Source organism: Paraburkholderia sp. SOS3, from assembly GCF_001922345.1.
Classification (GTDB): Bacteria; Pseudomonadota; Gammaproteobacteria; order Burkholderiales; family Burkholderiaceae; genus Paraburkholderia.
Genome location: NZ_CP018812.1, coordinates 920,289 through 934,934 on the forward strand (window position 1 = coordinate 920,289; position 14,646 = coordinate 934,934).

Here is a 14,646-nt window from a genome sequence, read left to right on the forward strand (position 1 = left end):
GGAGAAAGCACCATCGCCCTGTCTAACAGGAAGCGTGCCAATTCGAGGCCGTTTTACGGGCTGGCCACGCTCTTCAGGTAACGCTGCGGCGCAAGGCAGATCGCCGCAAACAACGTCGCGACCGTCAAGTCAGCGCTCGTACCCGGATTGATGCCGTCGCGCTTTAATTCGGCATCCCATGCATCGAGTCGAGCCGCCTGCGGGCCGAACGGCGCAAGACGCCATTGCGCGTGGCGCCTCGCGGCTTCGCGCGTGACACTTTGCGCCACCGTCACGCCCTGCTTGCGCACAATGTGCGAGTCGGGCCATGACGAGAGGTACGTGAGGAACACTTCGAGGGTGATCGTCTCGGGAGCCGCATCCGGGTTTATCTGTAGCAGGTTCTCGATCGCGGCGAGACCGGTCGTGAAGATATCGGCGAAGCCGTTTTCGTACTGGCGCGCGATGCTGTCGCGCTTCGCGGCGAGTTGCATGGCCGCACGCAGTCCGATGCTCGGTTGCGCGTGCACCGATTGTTCGGACGCATCGCCGAGGCCGCCCGGATTCGCCGCGCGAATCGCGATATAGGCCGCTTGCGCGTCGTCGACGCAGAGTCGCGCGAGCACGCGTTCTGTTGCGCCGCGCCACTGCGCCGCGCCCAGCAGGCTGCCCGGTTCTTCGAGTGCGGCGGCAAGCGGCGCAATAAGCAGCACGATACCGAGGTTCGTGTTGCAGCCGACCGCCTGTTGCGTGCTCATCACCGCATCGAGTATGCGCGAGCCGACCGGCGTGGCATGCGCGAACAGCGCCGGGGCGCAGGCGGCCGCGCTTGCGATGAACTGTTGGGCATCCATCCGGTGCCCGGCGCTGTGCACACTGACGTTGCCGGGCTTCGGCGTCTCGACGTCGAGGCTGCATGCACGCAGGAAGGCGTCGCGTGCGAGCACGAGCGGGTCGTCAGACGGTCGCATGGCGCAGCGGAGTCGGTTCGACAGGCGTGGCGCCTGTTGCCGCGAGTTTGCGGTCGAGCAGGTCGTCGACGAGGGCCGCGGCAATATCGAACTGCGTGACCGATTGCAGCCCTCGCCATGCGGCGACGCCATTGACTTCGAGCACGAGCGGACTCGCGCACGGATGCTCGGACGATGGATCGGCGGACGGCGCAGGCATCAGGTCGACGCCCGCATAGTCGAGCCCAAGCGCCCGCGTCGCGCGCACGGCGATTTCAGCAAGCGTGTCGTCAAGCTCCGCGGGCGCGCATTGGGCGCCACGCGCGACGTTGTGAATCCAGCCGCGGCCGCCGGTGCGCCTCATCGCCGCGACCGCGCGACCGCCGATCACGAGTACGCGCCAGTCGAATGCGGCGTCAGCACGATGCGCGCCGGCCCGCGGCCGCGTCCGTGCACCGTCGTCACCTACAAAGCGCTGTAAATACGCGACCTGCTGATACTGCCTGAGCGGCGGCAACGGCATGAGCGTGCCGTCGCGCCGCACGCTCGCGCCGAGCCTGCGTAAGCCCTTGCCCTGCGAACCGAACAATGGTTTCAGCACGACCTGATGTCCGGCAGCGGTCTCACGCATCAGCACACGCTGCGCGAATGCAGCCGATTCGCCGGCCCAGGTCGCCGGTGTCGGCACACCGCTGCGGTGCAGCAGAAAGCTCGTCATCGATTTATCGACGCTGCGCTCGATCGCGCGCGCATCGTTGTAGACCGGCACGCCGCATTCACGCAGCGCATGCAGGATGCCGAGGCGCAGCGTCACCTGCTCGAACGTGCCGCCCGCGATGCCGCGCACGAACACGGCATCGGGCAGCGCGTGCCCAAAGCCGGGCAGCGCGAGGCCATACGGTTCCCATGTCGTATCGATGCGGCAGGCGGCGAGGTCGATGCAGCGCGCGTCGACGCCGCGCGCCCGAAACGCTTTTTTGAGGCGCGAGGTGTGCCAGCCGGTTTCGTCGGTCATGATCGCGACGCGCAGGCCGGCGCCGATCGACGTAGCGATCATTGCGCACCTGTCCCGGTCTGGCCTGCGTCAGACGCAGCACTCGACGAACCCGAGCGGAACGCCGACGCACCGGTCGCAAGCGGGTCCGCCGCGCCGTTCCACTGGCGATGCAGCAACGCACCGTCGAGCCGCCCGCCGTAGTAAGTCGCGCCGCTTTCGAGGCTTGCGATCCACACTTCGGCCGGCGCGAACAGCGCGGGGTCGATCTGATAGAAGTCGTGGTTGAACGACGCGAATACATCGGCGAACGGCCGGCCGTAATCGCGCGAATTCCACGACGGCAGTTCGGCCGCGAGTTTGCGTGCGAGCGTATCGCCGGTCACGGTCAGATGCACGCGGCCGCCGTAAAGGATGGCGTCGTTCGTGCGGCCCATTGCAGCGAGCGCATCGGGTGCGGGCGGCGGCAGGGGCGCGATGCCGCTCGCTTCGACGATGTCGGGCAGATGCGCGCCGAGCACATGCGCTTTATGTAGCGCGACTTCGACGACGCGCGAAACGACCTGCACCGTACCGGCGACAGACTGTGTCGGCGTGACGACGATCGTCAACCGATCGGGCGCGAGGCCGCAATCGTTGAGCACCTTGTCGAGCACCGCTTGCGGCGGCAACTGGTTCACTTCCATCACCAGCACGCCGCTGTCGTGGCGATCGCGATAGCCGAGTTCGTCGAAGAGCGGCTCCTTGCATGCGAGCGCGCGCGCCGGCCCCGAGCCAAGCGAAAAGAATTTCTTGCCGTTGTTCTGCTCTTTGGTGGCCGACAGGCTCCAGCCCGCGTACTGGCTGCCGAGACAGGCGATGACCGGCGTCGACGTATGCACTTCGATCATGGCGGGCCACAGCGGCTCGCGCTCGAAGGCGACGCGCGGCGCGACCTGGCCGAGGCCGCCCATGCAGATGCGCGCGATTTGCACGCCCGCTTCGATGCTGCCGCGCACGGCGACGCCGGCATCGACGATCGTCGTGCCCGATGCGCTGCGGGACACGCCGATCCGCAGCCGTGCCGCATCGGCAATCAGCCGTGCAACGAGCGGTTCGGCGAGGCTGTTGACGCTGATCGCAGCGTCATGCGTTTGCGAATGGTCAGCCGGTTCGTGTGTGGAGGTCATCGTGGGACTCTTGGCAGGTGTCGATCAGTTCGAGAAGGCGCGCGCGCTGGCGCTCCAGTTCGTCGCGCAGGCGGGCGGGGGCCGCGGCGGTTGCGATCAGCGTGCAGACCGGTTCGCCGGCCGCGATGCGTACGCCGGGCTGCGGAACGTCGCGGCACCACGGCGCGGCGAACAGGGTGTCGCTGAGGCGCTGCGTGACGGCGAAGCTGCGCGGGGCGAACGCGACGCGTTGGGCAGCGTAGCGTTGCGGCGCGACTCCTGACGCAGCGTTGAGCGACTGCGGCAAGCGGCCCTTCAGACACGCGTCGATATGACAGGCGAGCAAACCATGCGGCCACATCGCGGGCGATGCGATTTCATAAAGCGCGGCGGTCGACGAAGGGCGCGCATTGATTTCGAGCACGCTGGTCGTGTCGTTGCCGTTTAGCAGGAAGTCGATGCTGTTCATGCCGACGAGCCCGGTCTTCGCGACGATTGCTTGCACGATCGCATCGATGCGCGATGCAACGGGCGGCGGCACGTCGATTGGACCGAGCGAGCCGGTGTGGACGAACGGCAGCGCGCCGTGCGAGACGGTCAGCTGTTCGGCGAAACCGACGATCACGGCTTTGCCGCCCGCAGCGATAAAGAGCGCGGACATCGAACGGCCCGCAGCGATTCGCTGGAAGTAGACCGGCGGCGTCGCGGCGGCATCGGATGCACACGATGCGAATTCACTTGCTGCCCGAATATGCGTACCACCGCACCCGTCAGCCCGCTTCTCGAGCCAACCCCGTGCGTCGACGGGCCGTGTAAGCGAGACTTCCGGATGCTCGACGCACAACTCGTCGAGCAACGCAAAAAAGCGCGTCGGCTCACGCACCGCTTCGATCGCGTGCATGTCGTTACCGATAAACCGCGGCATGCCCGCCCGTTCATGCAATTCGCGCGCGAACGGCTCGAGCCCGCTGCCTGCGATCAGGCCCAGCATCCTTGGCAGCCGCGCCACTCGCGCAAGCGCCTCGAACAGCTTGTCGCGATCGACCGACAAACCCTCGCCACCGACATCGAGCCACACCTTCGCGCGCTGCCGCGTATCGCGATCGCCAAACAGATCGAGCGCGGCCACATTGAGTCGTGCCTGCGCTGCCGACTCGGTAAAAAGCCGCGCAGACAAACCCGCGATCGCGACGAACGGCACGCGGATATCGTACGCACGCGCGTAGGGCCGCGCCGATGCACGCGCGGAAGAAGGTCGGGCAGGAAGCCTTGCCTGCATGACGTTCGTGCGGCCGTGTCAGTCGCGGCCGGCGACGATCGCACGCGCCTCGTCGAACGCTTCGGCGAAACCGAGGTACACGGGCTTGCCGCCCGTGCGCATCCGCAGAAACAGACGATGCTCGACCTGGTATTTGACGTTGCCGATCGCGAGCGCGCCGATGCCGACCGCGTCGGGCCGCGCGGCACCGGCCAGCGGCTTGCCGTTGTCCATCACGTTGACGCCCGCGATGCCTTCGGGCGGCACTGCATTGACGTCGGCGGCGACCCGCATCTGCTGCGCATGCGCAAGGTCCGCGTTCGCGACGACCTGCACACCGGCCGCGGCGGAGCCGATCACGACATCGGCTTTCGCGAGTGCCGCATGCAGCGCATCGGGTGTGCCGGCGCCGATGCCTCGAGTCGCGATGCTGAACCGCTTGTTGACCTCGTCGCTGACGCGCTGTGCGCGCGCTGCGTCGGAGTGGCTCGCGATCGATACGTCCGCACCGAGCGATGCGAAGAGCGCGGCCGACACGCGCCCGACCGCGCCGGTGCCCCCGAGAATCAGCACCTGTTTGCCGCCGAGGTCTTCGCCGTGCTCGGATTTCAACGTCCGTTCGACGAGCGCGACCAAGGCGGCCGACGTCGTGTATGCGCCGCTCGGGTCCGCGAATACCGACACCTCGAACGGCGGCACCATCGCCTGGCGCGCGAGATCGAGCATGTCGGCGGCGAGCATCACATCGCGCCCGCCGATAAAGATGCCGGTGCGCGATACGCCTTTCGGCCCGCGCGAAAAGATCGCGTCTTGCGTAAGCTGCACGACGTTGCTCGCGTCGACGTTGCTGTACGGCACGACGATCTGATAGCCCGCGTCGGCCGCCATGTTGACGTCGAACGGACTCATCTGCGGCGTGGCCGTGAACATATGCAGGATGTATGGCCTTTCGGTAGCTTCGGACATGGCAGTGGCTGATATCTAGGGATCAAGGATCGTTTCGGGATGGCGGGGCGACGTGAGGCGGTGTGTGCAATGTCGGCCGCAACGGCGATATCGATATCGCGGCGGCGCGCGGTGAATGCACGCGCGTGCGACGCGCGTCATCCGACATCGACTTTGCAGTTGCGCATGCGCTCGACGCTAAAGGTCGCGCCGCGATTGCGCCCGACCGTCACCGCGCACGTCACGGAGGCTTCGTTGCGGGTTGCCGCACGGGCCGCCGCGAGCGCGCGTTCCGCGGCTTGCGCGCTGCGCACGAATGCAAAGCCGGTCGGCCCCCACGACGTCTGGCCGATGCCGGCCTTCTGCTCGTCCGCGATCGCCTGCAGCGCGCGGCCGACCGCAGCGCTCGTGAAGATGCCGCCCTGGACGGGCGCGAAGTATTCGCCGATCGTTTGCTGCACTGCGCTGATGCCGTCGGCGAAGGCGTCGAAGTCCTGCTCGGCGATGCCGGGCAAGACACGCATCATCACGAGATGACACAGGTGCGCAGCCAGCGGCTGCGGAAACGGCGGCAGTGCGGCAAGGCCGCGCCGCTCCTCGTCGCCGTGCAGCCCTTCGAGAGCGGCGTCGTCGATCAGCACCACGCGCCATGCGTCGGGAAACGCCTGCCGAAACAGCAGCGGCGGCATACGAGCGTCTTGCGGCCGCGCACCGCGCGCAGGACCACCATCGACAATCAGGCCGCCATGATCGAAACCGAGCGCGCCGATGCCGGAGCGCGCGCCGCGCCCGAGCAGCCGCGCGATTTCATCGCTCGAGGCGGGCACGCCGGCGAGCCGCGCGAACGCGGTGCCGATCGCGAGTGCGAGCTGGGTGCCCGAGCCGAGCCCGCAATGCGCACGCGAGGCCTGATCGATATCGACGGCGATAGAAGGACCGCCCCACGCATCGCGCAAGCGGTCGAGATACAGCGCGGCCCGCGCGCGCAGCGCATCGTTCGGCGCCCGCGCGATATACGAGCGTTCCGCCCGTTGCGCGCTGACGCGCGTACCGCGTCCTTCGATCACGAGACCGATGCTGCCGAACGCGCGCCCGAGCGACGCGCTCGGGTCGAGAAAGCCCAGATGCAAACGGGCCGGTGCGTCGACGGTGACCGCCGATAGCGGCGCGATGTGATCAGAGTGAATCGGCATGGCAAGCGTGTCCTTGTCGCGTCGTGGTTCGGACCGGGCCGCGCGCCTGCACTGCGCGCGAGCCAGCAGATGCGAAACAGACGCTGCAAGGCAAAAGCCATACCACGCACGCGAACCGATCGCGTGCCGCGTCTAGCTTTTCGGGGCGTCGTACTTGATATAGCGGAAACGCTGATCGTCGGCGGGCGTGCCTTCGAGCGGACCGCTTTCCTTGCCTGGCTGCCACTGGATCACTTCCTCGATCTTGTTCGCAAGCGCGAAGTCTTTATCGGTGATCCCTTTGGCCGTGTGCGTTTTCAGCTTGACGATGACGAACGCATAAGACACGGTCAGATCCGGGTGATGCCACGCGGCTTCGGCGAGATGGCCGACCGTGTTGACCACCATCAGCGTGCCTTTCCAGCTTTCGGTTTTGTATTTGCGCCGGAGCCATCCATCTTCCAGATACCAGTGCTGCAGCGCACCCACGAGACGCGCTTCGACTTCCTGCTCTGAATACACTCGCTCGGCTTGTGCCATGACTGACCTCGATGAACATGAAGCGGACGCCTGCAATGTATCGCGTATTTGACACAGTATGTATCGTCATCCGAAGCGAAGCGGCACACCTTGACGCCTGCATGCGCGGTACACCGACAAAGCTCGTGGTCGGCATGGAATATGCGATCAGCCTTCATACGCATGAGCCGGGCAAAGAATCCGGCTTGAATCTGGCTCGTTACCCGCATCCGGACGGCGCGGCTGGTGTAGCGCGGTAGCGTTTCATCGTGAGGTGGACGGTTTACCCATTCTGGAGGAGACACATGAACGTACGCACCCTGGTTCTAGGACTGGCGGTGGCTGCGGCAACGGCACTGAGTTCATTCTTCGCACACGCCGATCCGCAGCTCGATTCGCTGCTGAAGAACCCATCCAACTGGGCTGCACAGGCGGGCGACTATGCCAATCATCGCTATAGCCCGCTCAAGCAGATCAACGAGAACAACGTAGGCAAGCTGCAAGTCGCATGGACGATGTCGACCGGCGTGCTGCGCGGTCATGAAGGCTCTCCGCTCGTGATCGGCGACACGATGTACATCCATTCGCCATTCCCTAACAAGGTGATCGCGATCAACCTGAAGGACAAGACCTTCATCTGGCAATACGAGCCCAAGCAGGACACGCAGGTTATTTCCGTGATGTGTTGCGACACGGTGAATCGCGGTCTCGCGTATGGCGACGGCAAGATCTTCCTGCAGCAGGCCGACACGACGCTCGTCGCGCTCAATGCGAAGACCGGCGACGTTGTCTGGTCTGCGAAGAACGGCGATCCGAAGGCCGGTGAAACCAACACGAATGCGCCCCACGTGTTCGGCGACAAGGTGCTGACCGGCATTTCGGGCGGCGAGTTCGGCGTGCGCGGGCGTCTGATCGCGTATGACATCAAGACCGGCAAGGAAGTCTGGAAGGCATACAGCACCGGTCCCGACAACGAGATGCTGCTCGATCCGGACAAGACCATGACGTGGACGGACGGCAAGATGCAGCCGGTCGGCGCGGATTCGTCGTTAAAGAGCTGGAAGGGCGATCAGTGGAAACTCGGCGGCGGCACCACATGGGGCTGGTACGCGTGGGATCCGAAGCTGAACCTCGTCTACTACGGCACCGGCAACCCCGGCACATGGAATCCGACGCAGCGGCCAGGCGACAACAAGTGGTCGATGTCGATCTTCGCGCGTGATCTGAACACCGGCAAGGCGAAGTGGGTGTATCAGATGACGCCGCACGACGAGTGGGACTACGACGGCGTGAACGAGATGATCCTCGCGGACATCCCGATGAACGGCAAGACGGTTCCCGCAATCGTGCACTTCGACCGCAACGGCTTCGGGTATACGCTGAACCGCGAAACGGGCCAACTGCTGGTGGCGAACAAGTACGACCCGGCAGTGAACTGGGCGGAAAGCGTCGACCTGAAGAGCGGCCTGCCGATTCGCAACGCGAGCTATTCGACGCAGAAGGCCGGTCCCGACCACAACGTGAAGGGCATCTGCCCGGCGGCGCTCGGCTCGAAAGACCAGCAGCCTGCCGCGTTCGATCCGAAGTCGAAGCTGTTCCTCGTGCCGACCAATCACGTCTGCATGGACTACGAACCGTTCGATGTCGACTACGTGTCGGGCCAGCCGTATGTCGGCGCGACGCTGTCGATGTTCCCGGGTCCGAACGAGAACGGCGCGATGGGCAATTTCATCGCGTGGGATGCGTCGAAGGGCAAGATCGTCTGGTCGAAGCCCGAGCGGTTCTCGGTATGGTCCGGCGCGCTCGCGACGGCCGGCGGCATCGTGTTCTACGGCACGCTCGAAGGCTACATCAAGGCGGTGCGGATCAGCGACGGCAAGGAGCTGTGGAAGTTCAAGACGCCGTCCGGAATCATCGGCAACGTGTTCACGTACACCTTTGACGGCAAGCAGTACGTCGGCGTGTATTCGGGCATCGGCGGCTGGGCCGGCATCGGGATGGCCGCGGGTCTGCAAAAGTCGACCGAAGGTCTTGGCGCGGTCGGCGGTTATCGCGAACTCGCGAAGTACACGGCGCTCGGCGGCACGTTGTTCGTCTTCGCGATTCCGAGCTGATGGCGCGCCTGGGGTGAGCGAACAGGCGCAGGCTTTCTCGTTGAAAATGAAAGCCTGCGCTTGACGAATAGCGACGTACGAGTAGTGACGCACAAGTAGTGATGCGAAAGATCGGGGGCGCGCATGCCGCACTGCGAGGGCATGCGGTATGCGCGCCATCCGGCGGGCACGGCAACTGGAAGTCGGGCTGGCCGGGAGTGAAAGCGACAGTGTGGATGGGAGACGAACGCATGAAAGGCCGTTTGATGTTGTTGCCGTTTGCAGTGGCTGTATTTGCGTGGCCGGTCGCATATGGACAGACCAATGCCGCCCAGATGAAACCGGTTGCCTACAAGGTCGTAGACGGCAACAAGGTCGATGGCGATACCTACCTCGGTTGGAAAACGTGGCGCGCGCTAGCCTGCGAACGGTGTCACGGCGCAAAACAGGAGGGTCTCGTCGGCCCGTCGCTCATCGATGCGTTCAAGACGCTCGACAAGACCGAATTCCATCGCACCGTATTCGGTGGACGCATCGACAAGGGTATGCCCGACTTCAGTTCGAGCCAGATGATGCAAAAGAATTGGGAAAACCTTTATTCGTATCTCAAAGGGCGTTCCGACGGAAAGATCAATCCGGGCGATCTGCAACCGATCGACAAATGACCTGATTGCGGACCACCCCCGTCGGCCCTATCGGTTTCCCGATGTTTCCCGTTTCGGAGATAGTCATGTCCGCTCGCAGAACCCGATTTGCTTATATCCTGCGTGCCGTGCTCGCGCTTTCGTGCGCGACCTGCGCGGTGCCGTTCGCGCAGGCGCAGAATGCGCCGTCGCTGCCGAACAACGACGGCGCCGACAAGGTGCTGCGCGTGTGCGCGGACCCGAACAACCTGCCGTTGTCGAACGACAAGGGCGAGGGCTACGAGAACAAGATCGCCGAAGCCATGGCGAGCGATTTCGGCTACAAGGTCGAATACACCTACTTTCCGCAGCGCATAGGTTTCGTGCGGCACACGCTGCGCGAGAAGGAGCCCAATACCGAGCGCTACAAGTGCGATCTGATTGTCGGCGTGCCGCGTGGTTACGACATGACGGCGACGACACGCCCGTATCTGCATTCGACTTACGCGATGGTCTTCAGTAAAAAGCCGGAGTTCGCGAACATCAACACGCCAAGCGATCTGTTGAAGCTGCCGCCCGACCAACTGAAGAAATTGCGCCTCGGCATTTTCGCGCAAACACCGGCGGTGGACTGGCTGCTCGCGAACAACCTGATCGATCAGGCCGTGTCGTATCAGGCGCAAAGCGGCGATCCGCAGGCGTTCCCGGGCGAGATGATCCAGCATGATCTGAAGCAGGGCAACGTCGACGTCGTGTTCGTCTGGGGGCCGATTGCCGGTTACTTCGTGAAGCGTTCGGGGGACACCGCGAAACTCGTGCCGTTCCCGCCGCAGCCCGGCATCCATTTCGACTTCGAGATCGCGATGGGGACGCGCCACGGCGAAAAGGCATGGCACGACAAGGTCGATCAGTGGATCGCGACGCATCAGGACAAGATCAATACGATTCTCACGAGCTATGACGTGCCGCTGCTGCCGATTGCCAGCGCGCCCGTCGCATCGAATACGCCGCAATGATGGACACGCCTGTGAAGTTCGTGCGGCGCGAAGCCGCGTGGTGCGTCATGCGGCATGCGGCGACGCGTCTGTCGTGGTGTGCGGCGAGCGCATTATGTGCGGCGGCAGCGCTTGCCTTGCCGCTGGGGTCGGCGCATGCGGCTACGCCAGCGGCGTCGGGCACAGCAGCAGCGCCGCCGGCGTCTGACGCGGCAGACGAGATCGCGCCGGCCGAGCGGCTGCTCTTCATGACGCCGCACTTGCGCGGCGTCGCGGCGCAAACCGAACTCGACTACGCGATGACGCTATCGCATCCGCCTGAAAAGGCCAGCGACACCGTGCGCGTGCTCGTGAAAAGTGCGAACAATTCGGCCGACGATGCGAGCGTCAGCGATCGCACCGGCAAGGTCTCCGTGCCGTCGGGCGGGCTGCCCTGCAACCCGGTGATCGTTTATTTTCTCGAGCGCGATATCGCCGAGATGGAACAGCTGACGGGCGGCCAGCGCCGCTATTTCCAGAAGCGCGTGCGGCTCGCGCTAGCCGCGAATCCGCCGATCACGCCGGTGACGAGCAACGCGAACGGCAAGACGGTCAAGGCGCGCAAGGTCGAGATTCAGCCCTATCTGAACGACCCGAACGCACAACGCTTTCCCGATTTCGTCGGCAAGCGCTATACGTTCGTGTTTGCGGACGACATACCCGGTGGCGTATCGCTGATTCGAACCGAAGTGCCTGGGGAGAAGAACGACTTCGCGCATCCGCGGCTCACGGAAACGCTGAGCTTCACGGGCGCCGTGCGCAAGCTCGTGCCGCCGCCGGCGCATGGCACGCCGGTGCCGCCGCCGCCGAACGGACCGCGCGCGAGTCGCTGAAAGGCGGGCGCGCGGGCCGCTAACGCAGTCCCTGAGGCGACCGGCGGGGGATCGCACTACGCTGCCGACCGTCCGCGTGCGAGCCGCCCAGGACGGCCGGAAGCATTTTGTTCGGGAGGCAACGTGAACCTGATCCGCGCGCTGACGCTGCGGCAATTGCAGATCTTCGTGATCGCGAGCCGTCTGCCGAGTTTCGCGCGCGCGGCCGAAGAGCTTCACCTGTCGCAGCCTGCGGTATCGATGCAGATCCGTCAGCTCGAAGAGGCGCTCGGCCTGCCCTTGTTCGAGCGCGTGTCGCGACGGCTTACGCTGACCGAAGCGGGCGAGCGCCTGTCGCACCACGCGAGCCGCATCATCGGCGAGATCAAGGACATCGAGGACACGATGACCTCGCTCGCGCAGGCCGACAGCGGCACGATCGCGGTCAGTATCGTCAGCTCGGCGACGCATTTCGCGCCGAAGCTGCTCGCGCTCTATTCGCGGCAATTCCCGAAGGTGGACGTGCATTTTTCCGTCGGCAATCGCGAGACGCTGCTGCGCCTGCTGCAGGACAACGCAACCGATCTTGCGATCATGGGACGCCCGCCGCCCGAACTCGGCACGACGGCCGAACCGCTCGCGCGGCATCCGCATGTGATCATCGCGCCGCTCGATCATCCGCTGCGCGAGGCTCGGCGTTTCGACCTGCAGGAGCTGGCCGGCGATACGTTTCTATTGCGGGAACCGGGGTCGGGCACGCGCGCCGTGTCCGAGCATATGTTCAGGCAGCATCTGTTCACACCGTCGCGCTGCGTGACGCTCGGCAGCAACGAAACGATCAAGCAGGCCGTGATGGCCGGTATGGGCGTAAGCCTGTTGTCGCTGCATACGCTGTCGCTCGAATTGCGCGCGGGTGCGCTTGCGGTGCTCGACGTGAACGGCACGCCGCTCGAGCGGACCTGGCAGATCGTGCATTTGAGCTCGAAGCAGCTTTCGCCGACCTGCGTTGCGTTCCGGCGCTTCATGCTCGAACACGCGGAGCCGTTTCTCGAGCGCGAATATACGGAGTTCTTGCGTTGCCTGTCGCCGGCCGCTGCGCGGCGCGCGGCGGCCACGGGTGCTGCGAACGCCGGTGACGATGAAAGCGGCGCGCGCGATCGGACGGCGGTCCGGTAATGCAGCGGGTGCGCCTCGCGTTTTTTGCGTGTGTTGCATACGTTGCGTCAGCAGCGTGCGGCGACCCGGCCGCGGCTTGGGAGGCCACCCGGCCGCTTGCGGTGGTCCAGCTCGAACCCGGACTTTATTTTCACCGAGGCCAGGATAACGTCGCGACGCGCGAAAACGGCGGCGATATCGCCAACATCGGCTTTATCGTCGGTTCGCGTTGCGTTGCAGCGATCGACACCGGCGGCACGGCAGCCGAAGGGCGCGCCTTGCGTGCGGCGATTCGTGCGGTCACGCCGTTGCCGGTCTGCTACGTCATCAACACGCACATGCATCCGGACCATATTTTCGGCAATGTCGCGTTTGCGGCCGATCATCCGCAATTCGTCGGCAGCGCGACGCTCGCGGAAGCGGAGGCGTCGCACGAAGAGAGCTATATGCGCGTGCTCAAGCGCGAACTCGGCGATCTCGCGGAAGGCAGCGTCATCGTGCCACCCTCGCTGACCGTGTCCGGCAGCATGAAGCTCGATCTGGGAAAACGCGTGCTGCGGCTGCGGACCTGGAAAACAGCCCATACGAACAACGATTTGACCGTCTACGATGAAGCTAGTGGCACGCTGATCGCAGGTGACCTGCTGTTCGCCGGATGTATCCCCGTGATCGACGGCGCCGTGCTCGGCTGGCTCGACGATATCGCGGCGATGCGGGCCATGAACCCGCGCCGCATCGTGCCGGGCCACGGCCCGCTCGTCGCACCGTGGCGCGAAGCGCTCGCGGCGGAGGAGGCCTATCTGGCGCATCTCGTGCACGATGTACGCGCGGCGATCGAGCAGGGCAGGACGATGCAGCAGGCGGTCGAAACGATCGGGCAGGAGGAACGCGGCGAGTGGCGGCTATTCGATATCTACCACCGCCGCAACGTGACGGCCGCATACGCTGAACTCGAGTGGGAACAATGAAGCGGATGCGCCCGCTGCTAACCGCTCATGCATCCGCTGTAGTTCCAAAGGGTGGAGGAGCTTGAAATGGACAACATGACGAAAAGCGCAGCGACGCGTTCTGGCGCGGCATGTGTGACGCTTGCCACGACGTTTTCTATGACGTTTGCCGCGACGTTTGCCGTTAGTGCCGCGTATGCGGAAGAACACCCGGAAGACAATCCGGACACGCCCGCGCGCTGGGTCGACTTCAAGGACGGCACGTTCAAGGGCCGGCCGATCGATACGCATGGCGACGCGGTAATCAAGCTCGACGCACCGGCGCGTGCGGCGGACGGCGCCGTGGTGCCGATTGCGATTGCCGCGCAGTTCCCGCAGACACCCGCGCGCTATATCAGGAAGGTGTATCTGTATATCGACGAGAATCCGGAGCCCTATGCAGGCTCGTTTTCGTTCACGCCTGAGTCGGGTTTCGCGACAATCGAAACACGCGTGCGCGTCGAAGACTACACGTTTATGCGCGCGATCGCCGAAACGAGCGACGGCAAGCTGTATAGCGCCGTGCGTTTCGTGAAGGCGTCGGGCGGCTGCTCGGCGCCCGCGGGCAAGGACGATGCGTCAGCCGAGGCGAGCGCGGGTCAGGTGCGCCTCACGCTGCAAGGCCAGACGGTGGCGGGCAAGCCGCAACTCGCGCAGCTGATGGTCAGGCATCCGAATCGCACCGGCATGGCGATGAACCAGGTCACGCGCAACTATGCGACCGCGTATTTCGTGCGCAAGGTGACGATCACCTATGGCGGCAAGCCGGTGATGGTCGCGGACGTCAATTTCTCGATCAGCGAGAACCCGAACTTCCGTTTCTGGTTCGTGCCGCACGGCGATGGCGAACTGAAGGCGCATGTCGAGGATACGAAGAACAAGCAGTTCGAAGCCGAGGTCGCGGTGAGCTCGCAAGCGGGCGCGCAGCAGAATGCGTCGTCGAAACTGTGATGCGGGCGGCACGAGATCGGCATGCGT

At 64.8% G+C, this 14,646-nt stretch carries 14 protein-coding genes; 7 read left to right on the forward strand and 7 right to left on the reverse strand.

All coding sequences use genetic code 11. The annotated features are described in order from the left end of the window. Positions 1–53 precede the first annotated feature (53 nt). The 7 genes from BTO02_RS24115 to BTO02_RS24145 all read right to left on the reverse strand — a co-directional run bounded on the left by BTO02_RS24115 (position 54) and on the right by BTO02_RS24145 (position 6,986). On the reverse strand, positions 54–950 hold the full coding sequence (locus BTO02_RS24115) for a triphosphoribosyl-dephospho-CoA synthase (protein ID WP_075159724.1): 897 nt from the start codon (positions 948–950) through the stop codon (positions 54–56). After that, the gene (locus BTO02_RS24120; protein WP_075159725.1) at positions 937–1,986 is read right to left on the reverse strand and encodes an ATP-grasp domain-containing protein; all 1,050 of its coding nucleotides are present in this window, start codon (positions 1,984–1,986) and stop codon (positions 937–939) included. Before BTO02_RS24120 ends, BTO02_RS24115 begins: the two co-directional genes overlap by 14 nt. Further along, positions 1,983–3,092, reverse strand: coding sequence for a methenyltetrahydromethanopterin cyclohydrolase (mch, locus tag BTO02_RS24125; protein WP_075159726.1), 1,110 nt, complete (start codon positions 3,090–3,092; stop codon positions 1,983–1,985). Before mch ends, BTO02_RS24120 begins: the two co-directional genes overlap by 4 nt. Next, on the reverse strand, positions 3,067–4,350 hold the full coding sequence (locus tag BTO02_RS24130) for an ATP-grasp domain-containing protein (protein WP_075159727.1): 1,284 nt from the start codon (positions 4,348–4,350) through the stop codon (positions 3,067–3,069). Before BTO02_RS24130 ends, mch begins: the two co-directional genes overlap by 26 nt. A gap of 18 nt (positions 4,351–4,368) precedes the next feature. Then, positions 4,369–5,295 carry an NAD(P)-dependent methylenetetrahydromethanopterin dehydrogenase gene (locus tag BTO02_RS24135; RefSeq protein WP_075159728.1) on the reverse strand — a complete coding sequence of 309 codons (927 nt, stop codon included), beginning with the start codon at positions 5,293–5,295 and terminating at the stop codon, positions 4,369–4,371. Between the two features lie 137 nt (positions 5,296–5,432). After that, the gene (locus tag BTO02_RS24140; protein WP_075159729.1) at positions 5,433–6,467 is read right to left on the reverse strand and encodes a beta-ribofuranosylaminobenzene 5'-phosphate synthase family protein; all 1,035 of its coding nucleotides are present in this window, start codon (positions 6,465–6,467) and stop codon (positions 5,433–5,435) included. A gap of 132 nt (positions 6,468–6,599) precedes the next feature. Next, the gene (locus BTO02_RS24145; RefSeq protein ID WP_075159730.1) at positions 6,600–6,986 is read right to left on the reverse strand and encodes a 4a-hydroxytetrahydrobiopterin dehydratase; all 387 of its coding nucleotides are present in this window, start codon (positions 6,984–6,986) and stop codon (positions 6,600–6,602) included. Positions 6,987–7,270: 284 nt separating this feature from the next. Here BTO02_RS24145 and BTO02_RS24150 point away from each other — a divergent pair, with 284 nt between their 5' ends. The 7 genes from BTO02_RS24150 (at position 7,271) to BTO02_RS24180 (ending at position 14,619) form a co-directional block, all read left to right on the forward strand. Then, the gene (locus tag BTO02_RS24150) at positions 7,271–9,079 is read left to right on the forward strand and encodes a methanol/ethanol family PQQ-dependent dehydrogenase (RefSeq protein ID WP_075159731.1); all 1,809 of its coding nucleotides are present in this window, start codon (positions 7,271–7,273) and stop codon (positions 9,077–9,079) included. Positions 9,080–9,309: 230 nt separating this feature from the next. After that, positions 9,310–9,723, forward strand: a complete 414-nt coding sequence (locus BTO02_RS24155; protein WP_075161324.1) for a c-type cytochrome — start codon at positions 9,310–9,312, stop codon at positions 9,721–9,723. A 65-nt stretch (positions 9,724–9,788) separates the two neighbouring features. After that, a complete protein-coding gene (locus BTO02_RS24160) occupies positions 9,789–10,697 on the forward strand; it encodes a substrate-binding domain-containing protein (RefSeq protein ID WP_075159732.1) in 909 nt (302 codons plus the stop codon). Positions 10,698–10,744: 47 nt separating this feature from the next. After that, the gene (locus BTO02_RS24165; protein WP_075161325.1) at positions 10,745–11,548 is read left to right on the forward strand and encodes a hypothetical protein; all 804 of its coding nucleotides are present in this window, start codon (positions 10,745–10,747) and stop codon (positions 11,546–11,548) included. A 123-nt stretch (positions 11,549–11,671) separates the two neighbouring features. Continuing rightward, the gene (locus BTO02_RS24170; protein ID WP_083615344.1) at positions 11,672–12,703 is read left to right on the forward strand and encodes a LysR family transcriptional regulator; all 1,032 of its coding nucleotides are present in this window, start codon (positions 11,672–11,674) and stop codon (positions 12,701–12,703) included. Continuing rightward, a complete protein-coding gene (locus tag BTO02_RS24175) occupies positions 12,703–13,650 on the forward strand; it encodes a quinoprotein relay system zinc metallohydrolase 2 (RefSeq protein WP_075159733.1) in 948 nt (315 codons plus the stop codon). The genes BTO02_RS24170 and BTO02_RS24175 overlap by 1 nt, the downstream gene beginning before the upstream one ends. A 66-nt stretch (positions 13,651–13,716) precedes the next feature. After that, positions 13,717–14,619 (forward strand): quinoprotein dehydrogenase-associated SoxYZ-like carrier, encoded by a 903-nt coding sequence (locus tag BTO02_RS24180; protein ID WP_232243655.1) that lies wholly within the window; start codon positions 13,717–13,719, stop codon positions 14,617–14,619. Positions 14,620–14,646 lie beyond the last annotated feature (27 nt).

Excerpts from the sequence above, each read along its gene's own strand:
- BTO02_RS24115 (WP_075159724.1), bottom strand. The coding sequence starts at position 950 with ATGCGACCGTCTGACGACCCGCTCGTGCTCGCACGCGACGCCTTCCTG.
- BTO02_RS24135 (WP_075159728.1), bottom strand. The coding sequence starts at position 5,295 with ATGTCCGAAGCTACCGAAAGGCCATACATCCTGCATATGTTCACGGCC.
- BTO02_RS24180 (WP_232243655.1), top strand. The coding sequence starts at position 13,717 with ATGGACAACATGACGAAAAGCGCAGCGACGCGTTCTGGCGCGGCATGT.
- BTO02_RS24145 (WP_075159730.1), bottom strand. The coding sequence starts at position 6,986 with ATGGCACAAGCCGAGCGAGTGTATTCAGAGCAGGAAGTCGAAGCGCGT.
- BTO02_RS24140 (WP_075159729.1), bottom strand. The coding sequence starts at position 6,467 with ATGCCGATTCACTCTGATCACATCGCGCCGCTATCGGCGGTCACCGTC.
- BTO02_RS24160 (WP_075159732.1), top strand. The coding sequence starts at position 9,789 with ATGTCCGCTCGCAGAACCCGATTTGCTTATATCCTGCGTGCCGTGCTC.
- BTO02_RS24155 (WP_075161324.1), top strand. The coding sequence starts at position 9,310 with ATGAAAGGCCGTTTGATGTTGTTGCCGTTTGCAGTGGCTGTATTTGCG.
- BTO02_RS24175 (WP_075159733.1), top strand. The coding sequence starts at position 12,703 with ATGCAGCGGGTGCGCCTCGCGTTTTTTGCGTGTGTTGCATACGTTGCG.
- BTO02_RS24165 (WP_075161325.1), top strand. The coding sequence starts at position 10,745 with ATGCGGCATGCGGCGACGCGTCTGTCGTGGTGTGCGGCGAGCGCATTA.
- mch (WP_075159726.1), bottom strand. The coding sequence starts at position 3,092 with ATGACCTCCACACACGAACCGGCTGACCATTCGCAAACGCATGACGCT.
- BTO02_RS24130 (WP_075159727.1), bottom strand. The coding sequence starts at position 4,350 with ATGCAGGCAAGGCTTCCTGCCCGACCTTCTTCCGCGCGTGCATCGGCG.
- BTO02_RS24150 (WP_075159731.1), top strand. The coding sequence starts at position 7,271 with ATGAACGTACGCACCCTGGTTCTAGGACTGGCGGTGGCTGCGGCAACG.
- BTO02_RS24120 (WP_075159725.1), bottom strand. The coding sequence starts at position 1,986 with ATGATCGCTACGTCGATCGGCGCCGGCCTGCGCGTCGCGATCATGACC.